Source organism: Sinobacterium caligoides (assembly GCF_003752585.1).
Taxonomy (GTDB): domain Bacteria; phylum Pseudomonadota; class Gammaproteobacteria; order Pseudomonadales; family Sinobacteriaceae; genus Sinobacterium; species Sinobacterium caligoides.
Genome location: NZ_RKHR01000003.1, coordinates 1,477,616 through 1,492,182, shown reverse-complemented (window position 1 = coordinate 1,492,182; position 14,567 = coordinate 1,477,616). Strand labels below are relative to the sequence as shown.

The following is a 14,567-nucleotide window of genomic DNA, read 5'->3' as shown; positions in this document are numbered from 1 at the left end:
TTGATAGGTCAGGTGTGTAAGTGCTGTGAGGCATTGAGCTAACTGATACTAATTGCCCGTGAGGCTTGACCATATAACCCAAGTGCTTGGGTTATTGTTGAGCGACTGAATCGATATTGGATTAAAACGCTGAACATCGCGTGATTGAGAACGAGGCTGAGATTATTTTCTTATTCGAAGTGTGAGGTTTTACCTTACGACTTCAACCAGTTTGTCTGACGACCATAGAGAGTTGGAACCACCTGATCCCATATCGAACTCAGTAGTGAAACGACTCATCGCCGATGGTAGTGTGGGGCTTCCCCATGTGAGAGTAGGTCATTGTCAGGCTCTTATGCTAAAACCCCGTAAGCTAACGCTTACGGGGTTTTTTTATGCCTGAGGGGAAGTGGTTCTGAGTAAAGCGAAGAAAAGACGCGCCAGCATGGCTGGCGGAATAGCAAGGGAGTTTAGTCTATGTACTCGAAGACTTGTACGATGCGTTGCGCGCCGTAAGTATTAGCTATCGCGTCGACGCTGGTGAAGTGTGAGCAAGTGTTTTTTCTACTGATGCGAGTAGTTGTCAGTGTGTTTATATCTGCGATGAGCTATTGAGCAGAGGTTTCGTTATAGCCCAAAAGTAGCTAGTGGTTCAAGAGAGGGGAGTTGAAGGCAATGTAGAGTTGATAGATCGGGCGCCCCACTTTTCTGTCAGGGCACCCTAGAGTAATGCGAATAAATCTCTTACTTATCTTTACCAAAGAGTTTATCAAAGCCGTCAGTGATCTTATCCTTCACCTTGTCGATAACAACATCTTTGATTTTATCCTCAGCCTTGTCATTAACATTACTAAATAGTTGCTGCATAACAGCCTGAGTGAGCTGCTGGGGGGTAAGGCCTCTTTGTGCGGAGCCAACATTGGTGAGCGTAATATTGGCTATCTCTACCTCGCTACTGCCGTAGCCTTCGGTAATAACGGTGGCTACGGTATTGGTTAACGTAATGCGTCTAATCGCTAGCTTTATATCAGAAGTAGGGTCGTCTTCAGTGAGGCCATCAAGATTGTTCCCTTTTTCATCCTCTTGCGTGCCTTCGTGGTTTTTTAGGTTTTTCCTTAGGTCGCCTAAATTTGTTTGCATGCCGAGCTGCTCAGCAGTAAACCTTGCACCGTAGATTGTTATGTTATCGATAATATAGACATCTTTAGTAAGTGAGCTCAAATCAAATTGAATCGTTGCATCATCTATTTCTAGCGCGTACTCACTATTGTACTTTTGCGGGTTGCGGATCTTTAATTGCTGCAAGTCTCCGCGTCCATCGCTTAAACTTATATTAAGCCCACCTAAGCTGACTTCTGTGCCAAGGGCCTCGCTGGCCTTGATTTCGATTTGCTGTCTAATAAACTCGCTCTTATCAGTCATTGTGATAAATATACTAAGAGCAACAGCTGCAAGGATAATGATAGCAGCGGTAATGAGTAATTTGTTAGGCTTCATCGGTGGTGGCTCCAGTGCTGAAAGTGGGGGGAGTTTGAGACGGCGCCGTTTGTCGCCGTCGACTTACTATGGCTCTACTGGCGTTGAGCCTTTACAAGGGTGTTGCCTTCAGCATCTTTTAGTACGAGGCCGCCATCTTCAATCCCATAGTCAGATACTTTAGGTAGCGCTTGTAACAGTTTAGTTTCTTGTAGGTTAGCGGCATTGTCGCAGAGCTTTCGAGTGCCTGCGATCGGACCAAAGTCTAAGCCCATTTTTGCGATATCAAAGCCGCCGGTGAAGTTATTACAGCTAGAGTTGCCATGAACCTTACCGTCTTTACCAAATTCTATGTAGGCCTTGCTGTCTTCGTTTACGGCTTCGTTGTTAATAGATGAGATATCCCATTTGCCGACTAGGCTATCTGAGCTCATCATGTCAGTAACACCGTTTAATTGTGAACAAGCGGCAGTTGAGGCGATCAAGGCTGCAAGGAGTATTTTCTTCATTATGTAAGTCATCCGGAAAAAAGCTAATTTAGGACGCTCAATGTAACAAAAAAGCACGACAAACAGGAACGAAAATATATTGATATAAATAGAGTTTGAGCTCTGACGCTAGTTTAGCTCTTTGAAGCAAAAATGTTTAAGACGGTAAGTTACTATGGGGGCCGTAAGGTGAGTTAGTGACATAGCGGCTAAATATATTGGTCGAGCATTAGAAAGAAGCGTTTGATCGTAACACCTGTTAATAAGGCTAGGAGATGTCGGTCGCGGTATACAGCTTATGACAACATAAAGCAGGTTTTCTGCTGTGCTTAAAGCATTTTGAGATGTTGCTAGCTATAGTGGTTAACTATATGATTGCCTCAATTATATAAGTGCTTAGTATTAGAACTTAGGCAACCTCTACGAGCCCATGTATTTAGCAGAAGATATTATTAACTAGGCTTGGTGCCCGAGCATATCATCTATATGGCCAGAACAGCCGACCTTCCACGGAGTAGTAACAATGAGCAAAGACCAGCTGATCATTTTTGACACCACATTGCGAGATGGTGAGCAGAGCCCTGGTGCTTCGATGACGCGTGATGAGAAGGTTCATATCGCCAAGATGTTGGAAAAGATGAAGGTCGATGTTATTGAGGCGGGTTTTGCTATTGCCAGCCCTGGTGATTTTGCCTCTGTTAAAGCAGTGGCTGAGACAGTTAAAGACTCGACCGTTTGTAGCCTTGCACGGGCCAATGATAAAGATATTGACGCTGCAGGTGAGGCGCTTGCGCAGGCAAAATCTGCTCGTATTCACACCTTTATTGCGACATCGCCTATTCATATGAAGCATAAGCTGCGTATGGAGCCGGAAACGGTGGTTGAGCGTGCAGTTGCGGCTATTCAACGGGCATCGCGTTACACCGATAACATTGAGTTCTCGTGTGAAGATGCTAGCCGCAGTGAGTTTGATTTTATGTGCCGGATCATTGAACGAGTCATCGATGCGGGAGCAACGACGATCAATATTCCGGATACAGTAGGTTACGGTGAGCCGAACCAATACGGTGATACCATTGGGCGGCTAATACAGAATATTGCCAATGCCGATAAAGCCATTTTCTCTGTGCACTGTCATAATGACCTCGGTCTAGCGGTTGCTAACTCGCTCTCGGCTGTGTTGCAGGGGGCTCGTCAAGTCGAATGTACGATCAACGGCCTTGGCGAACGAGCGGGAAATGCTTCATTAGAGGAGGTGGTGATGGCGCTAAAGACCCGTCACGACGTCTATCCCGTTGAAACAGCTATCGATAGCAGCTTTATTGTACCTACCTCTCGCCTCGTATCATCGATTACTGGTTTTCCGGTACAGCCGAATAAGGCGATTGTGGGGGCTAATGCCTTTGCACATGAGTCGGGTATCCATCAAGACGGCGTGCTGAAGCATCGTGAGACTTACGAGATTATGAGTGCTGAGTCGGTCGGCTGGGCAACAAACAAGCTTGTGCTAGGTAAGCACTCTGGTAGGGCGGCGTTTAAGTCTCGCCTTGAGGAACTCGGCTATAGTTTTAGTGAGCAGGCCGAAGTTAATGAGGTGTTTGATCGTTTCAAGAAGCTGGCAGATAAGAAGCACGAGATCTTTGATGAAGACTTGCATGCGCTGATGAACGAGGGCTGTGAGTCGGAGATAGAGCAACGTTATAAGTTAGTCTACTTGGATGCCAGTAGCCGTACTGGTGAAGAACCCAGCGCGGAGCTTGTGATTAATGTTAATGGCCAGGAGCAATCGACGACAGCACAAGGTAGCGGTCTTGTCGATGCAGCCTTTAAGGCGATCGAGGCGGTTGCGAATAGTGGTTGTGAGTTGACATTATATTCGGTGAACGCGGTAACAGAGGGTACGGATTCGATCGGTGGTGTGAGTGTCAGACTGGAAAAAGATGGTTATATCGTTAACGGTCAAGGTGCTAATACCGATATCATTGTCGCTTCCGCGGAGGCTTATTTAGATGCGCTTAACTTAATGAGTTCTGGGCTACTCAAGGCACACCCACAACATCAAGGTGTTTAAGTAATTATGCAGGAGCTTGCACGGCTTCATTATCTTCAGTCGATGGGTGTCACTAGTTATGCCCCTCGCGTCGTGCTGCCTGCTGCAAAGGCATCGGTGCTCTGTACGGTACCTACGGTGTCATTAGAATCGAAGAGCGTAACCTCTAGATCAGCGCTGGAGCAGGTGACACAGGCGGCTGAGATCAACTTGTCTCCGCAAGATGAGCTGCAGGTAATTGCGGATGTGACGCCAAGCTCTGATTTGTCGCCGGCGGCATTGCAGATAGCAAAGCCAGCGGAGATGACGATTCCACCGTTTTGTCTGTTATTTGTCACCACTGATAGTGGCTTGTTGTTTGTCGCTGATGTTCCGCGGGGGCGCTCCGGCAAGCTGTGGGCTGATAATGGTCGGCAGTTTATCAGTGAGGTGTTGTTCGCGATTAACCGACACTCTCGAATTATAGGTACAGAAGACTTTCGTTGGCCGATTAGCCGCCATCTACCGGCAGGCGAAGCAGAAGCTGTACAGGCACTTTCTGGCTTTATGCGGCGGGTAGAGAGTGAACAGGCTTTGAGCGACGTTGTCGCGATGGGAGGGCGAGCACGGTACTTTATGGCTAAACTGCTTGAGGGTACATCGTCGAGTCTGTATCAGAGCCATTCACTGAAGAGCTTGTTCGAAAGCGGGAAACACAAAGCCCTACTCTGGCAGCAACTGCAAGGTATCACTGGCCGGCATTAATGCGGTGTAGAGGGAGTAGAATGTTAATTGCTGGCTATCAGCTAAGGCGTGCGACGTTACAAGACGCGGATGTTATGGCACGACTAGATAGAGAGGCGACGCCGACGGCATGGAGTGTGCAGAACTTTCGTGACAGCCTTAATGCGGAAGACCAATGCTGGTTGTTGATGCAAGGTGTAGAGGTGGTTGGCAGCGCTATTTCCAGTATCGTGCTCGATGAGGCCAGCTTGCTGAACATTACGATTTGTCCGAAGCAGCAGGGGCAGGGACTCGGTAGAGGGCTGCTTGAACACTTACTTGAGCAGGCTAGCGATAACGGTGCCCTGGTGTGCTTCTTAGAAGTACGAGAGTCGAATCAGCCGGCCATTGCTTTGTACCTTAGTAGCGGCTTTACACAGGTCGGTGTGCGTAAAAATTATTATCAACTAGAAGATGGGCGCGAGCATGCGCTGGTCATGAAACGGGAGCTATCAATCAATGTCAGTCGAACTATATGAAACCAAATGGTGGTCTCTGGATATACCAGAAGAGTGGGATGTTGAGTTAGAAGATGATGTAACAGTTATCAGCGATGAAGACGGCGTCAGTGAAATTGGTATTTCGACGTTGATTAAGGCGGACGGTGAAACGGATGACGATGATGTTGAGGCCTTCTCGGCCGATCTGATCGAACGCGGTATCAGCGGTGTCGATGGCGATTGCGGCGAGTATCCAGCGACCTGTTTTGAGTATTTAGATGATGGCTTCGCCTGCCGTGACTGGTTCATTTGCTGCGGTCCTATTCTGATGTTGATTAGCTATGCTTGTGATGAGTCTAACAAGGGCATGGATGACGCAGCGATTAGCGAGATACTTGCTTCTTTGCGCCTTTATCCAGAGGCCGTGAGTGAGTCCGACGACGACTAATTATGCGTTTATTACATACGATGTTGCGTGTGGGCGATTTAGAACGCTCCATTGCTTTTTATCGTGATATCTTCGCCATGCAACTGCTGCGCCGTAAAGATTACCCCGGGGGACGCTTTACGCTAGCCTTTCTTGGCTATGGTGCAGAAGCTGACAATACAGTGATCGAGTTGACCTATAACTGGGATACGGACCATTATGAGCTGGGATCAGGCTTTGGTCACTTGGCGATCGGTGTCGATGATGCCTATACCACTTGTGCGGAAATAAAGCGGCAAGGGGGGGATGTTGTCAGGGAGGCTGGTCCTATGCAGCACGGTAGCACGGTGATCGCGTTTGTTCGTGACCCTGATGGTTATATGATTGAGTTGATTCAGCAGTCATAATCAATAAGCGAGGGCTCACTTACCTTCTGCTCATTGGGAATGCTGTGCTTTAATTGTTGCAGGGATGTAATAATTCTGTCATTACCGGTTGTTCGGTTGATCTTTCGCAAAATAAAACAATCTCGCGAGCATAGACTATGGGCCAATGATCGTGAAGCGGGGTAGAGCTAGGTGAATGCAGTTGTTTTAGGGGTGCTACTAATGCTGGGGCTGAGTCTTGCTCGTCTGCCAGTAGTTGTGGCGATCATTATCGCGGCGGTTGCAGCCGGCCTCGCTTCCGGTATGGGGGTGACGGAGACACTATCACATTTTAATGATGGCATAGGTAATGGAGCCAACGTTGCCTTGAGTTATGCCTTGCTTGGGGCCTTTGCGGCAGCGCTGGCAAAGTCGGGGCTGCCCCACCTGTTGTCGGAGAAAGCGCTCACGATGGTGGGTATCGACGATCAGCGACAGCTGGGCGGTAAGATTGTTATTTGCTTGTTATTATTCTTAGCGGCGATGGCTTCACAGAACATTGTCCCTATCCATATTGCCTTCATTCCACTATTAGTGCCGCCGTTACTTTATATGATGGCAAAAATAGGTTTGGATCGTCGTGCAGTGGCCTGCATTTTATGCGGAGGCATGGTTTCAACATACATGTTCTTACCGGTTGGTTTTGGCGCGATCTATCTGCATAACATATTGTTGGGCAGCCTTGAGCAGGCAGGACTTCCCATCGAGGGGTTGTCGGTGATGGCGGCGTTGTGGCTGCCGGCCTCGGGAATGATCTTGGGCTTATTAACTGCTGTACTCATTACATACCGTGGTCGACGTCATTATGATTTAGAGGCGATTACACAGCTGGAATCTGATGTTGTTGAGGTTCAGCCTAAGGTTGTGATCTGTGCGCTGGTGTCGATTGTAGCAACCTTCGTCGTTCAGTTGAGCTTTGACTCTATGGTCTTGGGTGGCTTGGTCGGCTTTGTTATTTTCATGTGCAGCGGTGTCGTCGACTGGCGTGAGTCCGACGGCCTGTTCGTCGATGGCATGAAGATGATGGCGACGATTGGTTTTATTATGATATCAGCCGCGGGTTTTGCCGAGGTGGTGAAATCGACGGGCGATGTGCCGGCCTTAGTGCACGACTCTGCGGTGTTAGTGGGGAATAGCAAGATGGTTGGTGCAATGGTAATGCTGATCGTAGGGCTGTTGATTACCATGGGTATCGGCTCATCATTTTCGACAGTACCGATTATTGCGACGATTTATGTGCCGGTTGCTACTGGGCTTGGGTTTTCCCCGTTAGCTATCGTTGCCTTAGTGGGGACGGCGGGTGCGTTGGGCGATGCCGGGTCTCCTGCCTCGGATTCTACTTTGGGGCCAACGGCGGGGCTGAATGTTGATGGTCAGCACGATCATATACGGGATACGGTTATTCCCACCTTCCTACACTATAATATACCGCTGCTTGCCGGTGGGTGGCTGGCCGCTATCTTGATTGGTTAATAACTTTAATTAATACCGTTATTTTAATTAATGCTAATCATTCCAGAATGTACGCTGAGAAGTCGCCGTGAGGCGATTTTTTTTGGCTAAAATTTGATCAGGGTTATGAGCTGCTATGTTAATAAGAGGGGGAGGCCGCGAAGTTACTGCCTGAGACATAGGCTTTAAGTAGCTGCGCCCTGACGCTAGACCTGCTAGCTCCCGGCCGATGTTAACAGGAATTTGGTAGAGGTTTCCTATGACAGATAAATCGAAGATTACTCCAACAGATTGGCAGGCAGCCTACCGTACCAAGCTGATTGGCGTGGATGAGGCGGCTGCTCTTGTAGAGTCTAATGATACGATTTGGAGTTGTGGCCTCAGCTCTCAGCCAATCGCCTTCCTGCAGGCGCTGGCGAGACGAAAGAGCGAACTATGCAATGTTGAGGTCTATGGCGGTATTGTTTTACAGCCCTTTGATATCTTAACGGGTGAGTATCGGGGGCATATTAATTACTGCAGTTTTTTTAATGGCCCCATTGAGAAGAGCCTTTATGGGCAGGGTAATATTAAACCTATGTCGGCGCACCTGTCTGAGATAGATGATGCCACTCGCTACAGCATACAGCCAAACGTTATGGCTGTGCATGTCAGTGCACCGGATGCCGATGGCTATATGAGCTTTGGCCCCTGCGGGGGGGTTGGTAATTGGGGGGCCAGCGAGGTGGCGGAGAAGATCATTGTGACGGTTAACTCGAAACTGCCGCATGTACCGGGCGATTTCAATATGATTCACGTGACAAAAGTGAGCCATATTATTGAAGACGATAGTGATATCCCGCTGCTACCTAGTGCTGAAGCGAGTGCAACAGATAGGGCGGTTGCTGCACAGATTGTTCCTTATATCGACGACGGCGATACCATTCAGATCGGAATTGGAGGTATTACTAATGCGCTAGCATATAGCTTAAAGAATAAGAAAGACCTCGGTGTGCATACTGAGATGCTTACCGATTCGATCGTTTATTTGTCGCAGCAGGGTGTCGTCACTGGGGCGAGAAAAAATATTAACCCAGGGAAGATAAACTTCAGCTTTGCTGCCGGTGGAGAGATGTTGATGGCTTTCTGCGACAATAATGAGCAGTTAGAGGCGGAGCCTATGCACCTAGCGGTGAACAGTAATCTAGTCGCTAAGAATAATAATTTTATTTCGATTAACACCTGTTTGCTGGTCGACCTGACCGGTCAGGTGGCAGCGGAGGGGGTTGGTTACCAACAGATATCGGCGACGGGTGGGCAGCTAGATTTGGTGCGTGCAGCACGCCTCTCTAAAGGGGGGAAGTCGTTCATTGCCCTTGCTTCTACACGTGGTCAAGGGGCTGATGCTGTTTCGAATATTTGTCTGGGGCTGCCTATCGGTACACCGGTGACAACACCGCGTAGCGATGTTGAGTATATTGCGACGGAGTATGGTGTGGTCAGGCTGCGCCACCTCGCCATCGAGGATCGGGCCAAAGCTATGATATCCATAGCTCATCCCGATTTTCGTGAACAGCTGACCAGCGAAGCGATCGCGGCAGGCGTTATCCGTGCTTAACAGCTTTAGTGCATACTAGATATTTTTTACTGGGCTTTATCTTTGGGCTGTTGTTAATATTGTTATCACCGAATACTTTCGATGATTAGCCGAGGAGATAAGCATGGATGAATGCCTGTTGAAAGAGTTAAACGATGGTGTGCTGACGCTGACTTTTAACCGCCCTGAGAAGAAGAATGCACTGAATATTGCTGGCTGGTTGGCTTTAGAGCAAGCCTTGTTGGTGGCGAATGAGGACCCGATGGTAGCCGTGGTGGTCTTGACCGGTCAGGGGGGCAACTTCTCTGCGGGTGCCGATTTGGCTGACTTCTCCGTTGAGACAGCGGCTGAGCACCCCTTCGATAAGACGGCACTGGCATTGGCCCTATTTAATAAGCCGCTGCTGTGTGCGATTGACGGTGTAGCCGTCGGTGGTGGTGCAACACTGGCGCTGCATGCCGATATTATCTATGTTGGGGGAGCACTGCGGATGAACTTCCCATTTACTCGTATCGGTCTTAGCCCCGAGCTGGGTAGCAGCTATCTGTTGCCGCAGATGATTGGTGCTCGCCAGGCTTCAGAGATATTGCTGACCAGTGAGTGGATTGATGCTGATCGCTGTGTCGAGTTGGGTATTGCTACCGCCCAGTTTACCAGTGAGCAGCTGCTTGAACAGACAATGCGCAAGGCGCTGGAGATGGCTCAATGGCCGGTCAGTAGTTTGGTGGCTACGAAGAAGTTACTCAAAGATGTGACGAGGGAACCGATGCTGGCGGCGCTAGAGAGAGAGGGCCGAAAGTTTCGGCAGATGCTTGGTCAGCCAGAAAATATCGAGGCCGTGACTGCGATGCTAGAGAGCCGCGCTCCCGACTTCCGCCAATTCCGTCAAGCAAATAAAGTATAGTCAGTAGTCGATCTTGTGTTGGCATTGGCTTCGCTTATAATAAGTCCCTTATTTAGTCTGACGATGTAGCAGTATGCTCTTTTATAATAAATGGTCACTCAGCGATGAACTTGATGAGCGTGTCAAATCACAATTCTTGAGCCTTGAGAGTGTCTTTTCGTTGCAGCGACCGATTATCTCTCTTGGTAAACAGAGTGAGGTGTTTAGTCTATCTGTTGAGGGACAGACCTTTTATATCAAACGCTACTTTAAGACCAAGGGGTTGGGGAGCTGGTTAGGTTTATCGCGTTACCATTTGGAATTGAAGAACCAACGTTGGTTTCGGCAGATAGGTTTGCAGGCAGCGGAAGTGGTGGGGTTCGGTGAAAAATCACTGTGCTTGAAGCCGTTACGTGCAGCCATTATTCTACGTGGGGTACCGGATACCGACGATCTCATGGCGTTAAAAATGCAGCAGCCGCAACTCTTTGCGGATAAACGCTGGTATGAGGCTGTTTCAGTACAGCTCGCTGCTATTGTTGCAGAGTTACATCGGCGCCGGTTTTGCCATAATGACTTTCACTGGCGTAATGTATTGGTACAACGCACAGATAAGGGGCCGCAGTTGTTCCTAATCGACTGTCCCAAGGGAATGCGATACTTCGGTCCGGTGCTGACCTATCGTATTATCAAAGATTTGGCTTGCCTGGACGCCAGTGCCCGAGGTTTTCTTTCGCAAACTCAGCGGATGCGCTTTTATTTCTTGTATCGAGGCATTGATCGATTGACGGCGCGAGATAAGAGTTTTTTGCGTAAGATATTACATCGCGACTACTAACGCTTTTACTTGTCCCTTCAATGAAATAAGATAAATAATTCGTCCGTCAAATATTTTGACGTTAGTGAATTATTGCACCAAGCTGTGAACAGCCAATAATAATTAATGCAAAGGTGCTTGTTTCTAATCTGGGATGCACGTGTATGACTTTTTATGATTACCTCACTCTGCTAGCCAAGAATGATGGTTCAGATCTTTATCTAAGCACAGGGGCTCCTCCTTGCGCAAAGTTTCAAGGCGTTCTAAAACCGATAGAGAAGAAGGTTATGGGCCCAGGGGAGATCAAAGAGATCGCCTACGAGGTGATGAACCCTGAGCAAGTTGAAGAGTTTGAGCAGAGCTTAGAAATGAATCTAGCGATCTCGCTGCCCGGGGTGGCGCGTTTTCGTATTAACATCTTTCGTCAGCGCAATGAATTCTCTATTGTCGCTCGTAATATCAAGGCTGAAATCCCCCGTTTTGACGAATTAAAATTACCAGCAGTGTTGAAAGACTTGGTGATGATGAAGCGAGGGCTGGTGTTGTTTGTTGGTGGTACGGGTTCGGGAAAGTCGACCTCACTGGCGGCGCTGATCGACCATCGTAATAGCAACAGTGGTGGTCATATCATTACCATCGAGGACCCAATTGAATATGTGCACCGTCATAAGAAGAGCATCATTAACCAGCGTGAGGTGGGTGTCGACACGCATAGTTTTCATGCTGCGTTGAAACAAACGTTACGCCAGGCCCCGGATGTTATTCTTATCGGTGAGATTCGTGATCGGGAGACCATGGAGCATGCATTAGCGTTTGCGGAGACCGGTCACTTAGCCATATCGACACTGCATGCGAACAGTGCCAACCAGGCACTGGACCGCATTATTAACTTCTTCCCTGAGGAGCGGCGTAATCAGCTGTTGATGGATTTGTCGAGCAACGTGCGTGGCTTTATCTCGCAGCGCCTGGTACCGACGAAGGATGGCAAGCGATGCGCGGCGGTAGAGGTCATGATAGGCAGCCCGACCATTGCGGACCAGATACTCAAGGGAGAGTTTGAGAACATTAAAGAGACGATGGAAAAGTCAGCCAACATGGGCATGCAAACTTTCGATGGTGCATTGCTTAAACTCTACCAGGAGGGGAGGATATCGCTAGAAGAGGCACTGAAAAATGCCGATTCAGCGAATAATCTGCGTCTGAAAATTAAGCTGGCTTCTGGTGAAATTGGTAAGGGAAGTGATGACGGTGATGCGGCCTTTAGCTTGAGTCTAGAGGAAACGGAAGCAGAGGGGCCAACTGAGGCGCCGTTTTAAGCGATAACAGACAGCTAAAAAGCCCTCGTTTGCAAGCAAACGAGGGCTTTTTTTGTTGGCTTAGTTAACTTATTTTACCGGTTACCCTCGCCCTTTTGCTGCCGGCGATGACAGGCTCCTTGGCTTGTTCAGCTCGCTCCTTCAGACGTTGGTCGATGAGGTTTTTCAGCGCAATGAGTAGGCCGGTGAAGAGGAAAGCGCCGGGTGGCAGAATCGCGACTAAAAAGCCGGGGTAATTGGTGAATACATCAATGCGCCAGCTGGCGGCGGCAGAACCAAATAATAGGTCCATGTTAGCGAATAAAGTGCCAGAGCCAACAATTTCACGCATGCCGCCGAGTACGACGAGGACGATGGCGAAGCCGGCGCCCATGGTGAGACCGTCTAGGGCAGAGGGCAGTAGGCTGTTCTTACTGGCAAAGGCGTCGGCACGGCCGAGAATCGAGCAGTTGGTGATGATCAGCGGGATAAAGATACCGAGTATCTGGTATAGCTCGAAGGCGTAGGCCTTCATGAGTAGTTCGATACAGGTGGTAAACGAGGCGATGATCATCACGAAGGCGGGGAGACGGATCGCGTCTGAAACCATGTTGCGGATCAGTGAGACGGCGATGTTGGAGCAGATCAGCACTGCCATAGTGGCGAGGCCTAAACCTAGTGCGTTGACGACCGAGCCGGTGACGGCAAGCAGCGGGCAGAGGCCCAGTAGTTGCACTAGCGCGGGGTTGTTCTTCCATAAGCCGTTAACGCTGATCTCTTTGTAGTTAGCGCTCATTATGGTTGTTCCTTAACAGTGGCCGAATCGGCGGTAAACTGTTCCCGGTGGGCCTCGAAGTATTGCAGGCTGCGGGCGACGGCGTGGGTGATGGCGCGCGGAGTGATGGTGGCGCCGGTGAATTGATCAAATTCCCCTTTGTCCTTCTTCACGCTCCAGCGCTCTATGCTGGGGTTACTGAGTGAGCGGCCGACGAAACCGTCCACCCAATCACTTTTTTTGCGATCGGCTTTATCGCCGAGGCCAGGTGTTTCGTTGTGCACTAAGACTCGTACGCCGGCAATTGTGCCGTCGGCGTAGACGCCTGTGATCAGTTGAATATCGCCGCTGTAGCCATCGTGTGCGGTAGCGGGGATGATAGTGGCCACGAACTGGCCCTGCTGGCGGGCAATGAAGGCTTGTTTGGGGTGATCCAAACCGAGCAGCTCTTGATCATCGATGAGAATGGTGTCGTCTAGCATCGAGTTGTCGTGCTGGTCGTCGTGGATGATTTCGGTGAGTGCGCGGGCCTGAGCAGCGCGTTGCTCAAGCTCGATACGATCTTTGGTGCCCAAGTAAGTGGCGGAGATGGCGCCGGTGGTGATGATGGCGAAGGCGCCAAGTGCGAGTGCGTTTTTTGCGATGACCTGAGCTAACATAATGGTCAGGCTCCTCTATTGCTTATTGCGTGCAGCATGGCCGTAAACTCTGGGCTGGCTGACGGTATCGATAAACGGGGCGGCGAAGTTCATTAACAGTACGGAGAAGGCAAAGGCGTCGGGGTAGTTGCCCCAGGTGCGGATGATGTAGACCATTAAGCCGATTAGGGCGCCGTAGATCAGGCGGCCACGTATGCTCACTGCTGAGGTTATAGGGTCAGTGATGATGAAGAAGGCGGCGAACATGGTGGCGCCACTGAATAGGTGGAACAGTGGTGAGCCACCGGAGTTGGAGCTGCCGCCGTCGTAGAAAATTACCGACATAAGGGCTAGAGCGGCGAGCATGCTAACTGGGGCGTGCCAGGTAAACACCTTCTTGTAGAGCAGATACAATCCGCCGAGTAGGAAGCCGAGATTGACCCATTCCCAACCGAGGCCACCGAAGGCGCCGAGCTGCCCGTTGGCGGCCCATAACTCTTGCATATCGAGGCCGTTATTCTGCTTCATGACATCCAGCGGTGTTGCCATGGTGAGGCCGTCGACGGGGGTGATAAGGCCGAAGTTGAGCTGAAAGGCTTGCCAGAGGTCGGGCACCGGGCTATGGAGCAGAGAGACCGGCGCTGCCCAAGACGTCATCTGCACGGGGAGTGAGATCAATAGTAGTACATAGGCGGCCATCGCAGGGTTGAAGGGGTTATAGCCCATGCCGCCGTAGAGCTGCTTACAGACGATGATCGCGAAGGCGGTGCCGATGAGTATCATCCACCACGGTGCGTAGGGTGGCAGTGCAATGGCCAGCAGGATCGCGGTGACTAGGGCGCTGCCATCCTTCAGGTAGAAGGCAATGGGGCGCTTGCGGATCGCAAGTACCAGAGCCTCGCAACTAATCGCAACGAGGCAGGCCCAGGCGATATTCACGAGGGTGCCGAAACCGAAGAAATAGGTCAGTGCCGCGACGCCGGGCAGCGTCGCTAGCATAACGAGGCGCATGAACTGGTTGGTGCTGTTAGCGGCGTGACCGTGTGGTGAACTTGCTTTTAAAAATGCCATTGCAATACTCGCT

At 49.9% G+C, this 14,567-nt stretch carries 15 protein-coding genes and 1 rRNA gene; 11 read left to right on the top strand and 5 right to left on the bottom strand.

Annotated elements, in window-relative coordinates; genetic code table 11:
* Positions 1–214: 214 nt before the first annotated feature.
* Positions 215–330: ribosomal RNA gene (gene rrf, locus EDC56_RS06765) — 5S ribosomal RNA — on the top strand.
* A gap of 393 nt (positions 331–723) precedes the next feature.
* On the opposite strand, the gene EDC56_RS06760 is transcribed toward rrf, so the two are convergent.
* Complete coding sequence (locus tag EDC56_RS06760) at positions 724–1,476, bottom strand: hypothetical protein (protein WP_123711708.1); 753 nt, start codon at positions 1,474–1,476, stop codon at positions 724–726.
* A 74-nt stretch (positions 1,477–1,550) separates the two neighbouring features.
* A complete protein-coding gene (locus tag EDC56_RS06755; protein WP_162844104.1) occupies positions 1,551–1,964 on the bottom strand; it encodes an META domain-containing protein in 414 nt (137 codons plus the stop codon).
* A 502-nt stretch (positions 1,965–2,466) separates the two neighbouring features.
* Between EDC56_RS06755 and EDC56_RS06750 the strand changes: the two genes are divergently transcribed.
* From EDC56_RS06750 to EDC56_RS06705, 10 genes are all read left to right on the top strand, one after another.
* A complete protein-coding gene (locus EDC56_RS06750; RefSeq protein ID WP_123711706.1) occupies positions 2,467–4,014 on the top strand; it encodes a 2-isopropylmalate synthase in 1,548 nt (515 codons plus the stop codon).
* A 6-nt stretch (positions 4,015–4,020) separates the two neighbouring features.
* Positions 4,021–4,737 carry a hypothetical protein gene (locus EDC56_RS06745; protein ID WP_123711705.1) on the top strand — a complete coding sequence of 239 codons (717 nt, stop codon included), beginning with the start codon at positions 4,021–4,023 and terminating at the stop codon, positions 4,735–4,737.
* A gap of 20 nt (positions 4,738–4,757) precedes the next feature.
* Entirely contained in the window at positions 4,758–5,234 is a 477-nt protein-coding gene (rimI, locus tag EDC56_RS06740; protein WP_211333573.1) for a ribosomal protein S18-alanine N-acetyltransferase, read from the top strand.
* Positions 5,215–5,643 carry a hypothetical protein gene (locus EDC56_RS06735; protein WP_123711704.1) on the top strand — a complete coding sequence of 143 codons (429 nt, stop codon included), beginning with the start codon at positions 5,215–5,217 and terminating at the stop codon, positions 5,641–5,643. The genes rimI and EDC56_RS06735 overlap by 20 nt, the downstream gene beginning before the upstream one ends.
* Positions 5,644–5,645: 2 nt before the next feature.
* On the top strand, positions 5,646–6,029 hold the full coding sequence (gene gloA / locus EDC56_RS06730; protein ID WP_123711703.1) for a lactoylglutathione lyase: 384 nt from the start codon (positions 5,646–5,648) through the stop codon (positions 6,027–6,029).
* Between the two features lie 171 nt (positions 6,030–6,200).
* On the top strand, positions 6,201–7,520 hold the full coding sequence (locus tag EDC56_RS06725) for a Na+/H+ antiporter family protein (RefSeq protein ID WP_123711702.1): 1,320 nt from the start codon (positions 6,201–6,203) through the stop codon (positions 7,518–7,520).
* Between the two features lie 238 nt (positions 7,521–7,758).
* Positions 7,759–9,096, top strand: a complete 1,338-nt coding sequence (locus tag EDC56_RS06720) for an acetyl-CoA hydrolase/transferase family protein (protein ID WP_123711701.1) — start codon at positions 7,759–7,761, stop codon at positions 9,094–9,096.
* A 103-nt stretch (positions 9,097–9,199) separates the two neighbouring features.
* Positions 9,200–9,979: an enoyl-CoA hydratase/isomerase family protein gene (locus EDC56_RS06715; RefSeq protein WP_123711700.1), complete on the top strand. Its 780-nt coding sequence runs from the start codon at positions 9,200–9,202 to the stop codon at positions 9,977–9,979.
* Positions 9,980–10,052: 73 nt separating this feature from the next.
* Positions 10,053–10,796: a lipopolysaccharide kinase InaA family protein gene (locus EDC56_RS06710; protein ID WP_123711699.1), complete on the top strand. Its 744-nt coding sequence runs from the start codon at positions 10,053–10,055 to the stop codon at positions 10,794–10,796.
* 143 nt (positions 10,797–10,939) lie between these two features.
* Positions 10,940–12,091 carry a PilT/PilU family type 4a pilus ATPase gene (locus EDC56_RS06705; RefSeq protein ID WP_123711698.1) on the top strand — a complete coding sequence of 384 codons (1,152 nt, stop codon included), beginning with the start codon at positions 10,940–10,942 and terminating at the stop codon, positions 12,089–12,091.
* A gap of 64 nt (positions 12,092–12,155) precedes the next feature.
* Here the strand turns inward: EDC56_RS06705 and EDC56_RS06700 are convergent, their stop codons facing one another.
* Genes EDC56_RS06700 through rsxD form a run of 3 tightly spaced genes read right to left on the bottom strand, consistent with a single transcriptional unit; the run spans position 12,156 to position 14,554 of the window.
* The gene (locus tag EDC56_RS06700; RefSeq protein ID WP_123711697.1) at positions 12,156–12,866 is read right to left on the bottom strand and encodes an electron transport complex subunit E; all 711 of its coding nucleotides are present in this window, start codon (positions 12,864–12,866) and stop codon (positions 12,156–12,158) included.
* Entirely contained in the window at positions 12,866–13,504 is a 639-nt protein-coding gene (gene rsxG / locus EDC56_RS06695) for an electron transport complex subunit RsxG (RefSeq protein ID WP_123711696.1), read from the bottom strand. The genes EDC56_RS06700 and rsxG overlap by 1 nt, the downstream gene beginning before the upstream one ends.
* Positions 13,505–13,519: 15 nt before the next feature.
* Positions 13,520–14,554, bottom strand: a complete 1,035-nt coding sequence (rsxD, locus tag EDC56_RS06690) for an electron transport complex subunit RsxD (RefSeq protein ID WP_123711695.1) — start codon at positions 14,552–14,554, stop codon at positions 13,520–13,522.
* Positions 14,555–14,567 lie beyond the last annotated feature (13 nt).

Bases quoted from the DNA above. Each gene is read 5' to 3' on its own strand.
- EDC56_RS06760 (WP_123711708.1), bottom strand. From the start codon at position 1,476: ATGAAGCCTAACAAATTACTCATTACCGCTGCTATCATTATCCTTGCA.
- EDC56_RS06755 (WP_162844104.1), bottom strand. From the start codon at position 1,964: ATGAAGAAAATACTCCTTGCAGCCTTGATCGCCTCAACTGCCGCTTGT.
- EDC56_RS06750 (WP_123711706.1), top strand. From the start codon at position 2,467: ATGAGCAAAGACCAGCTGATCATTTTTGACACCACATTGCGAGATGGT.
- EDC56_RS06745 (WP_123711705.1), top strand. From the start codon at position 4,021: ATGCAGGAGCTTGCACGGCTTCATTATCTTCAGTCGATGGGTGTCACT.
- rimI (WP_211333573.1), top strand. From the start codon at position 4,758: ATGTTAATTGCTGGCTATCAGCTAAGGCGTGCGACGTTACAAGACGCG.
- EDC56_RS06735 (WP_123711704.1), top strand. From the start codon at position 5,215: ATGTCAGTCGAACTATATGAAACCAAATGGTGGTCTCTGGATATACCA.
- gloA (WP_123711703.1), top strand. From the start codon at position 5,646: ATGCGTTTATTACATACGATGTTGCGTGTGGGCGATTTAGAACGCTCC.
- EDC56_RS06720 (WP_123711701.1), top strand. From the start codon at position 7,759: ATGACAGATAAATCGAAGATTACTCCAACAGATTGGCAGGCAGCCTAC.
- EDC56_RS06715 (WP_123711700.1), top strand. From the start codon at position 9,200: ATGGATGAATGCCTGTTGAAAGAGTTAAACGATGGTGTGCTGACGCTG.
- EDC56_RS06710 (WP_123711699.1), top strand. From the start codon at position 10,053: ATGCTCTTTTATAATAAATGGTCACTCAGCGATGAACTTGATGAGCGT.
- EDC56_RS06705 (WP_123711698.1), top strand. From the start codon at position 10,940: ATGACTTTTTATGATTACCTCACTCTGCTAGCCAAGAATGATGGTTCA.
- EDC56_RS06700 (WP_123711697.1), bottom strand. From the start codon at position 12,866: ATGAGCGCTAACTACAAAGAGATCAGCGTTAACGGCTTATGGAAGAAC.
- rsxG (WP_123711696.1), bottom strand. From the start codon at position 13,504: ATGTTAGCTCAGGTCATCGCAAAAAACGCACTCGCACTTGGCGCCTTC.
- rsxD (WP_123711695.1), bottom strand. From the start codon at position 14,554: ATGGCATTTTTAAAAGCAAGTTCACCACACGGTCACGCCGCTAACAGC.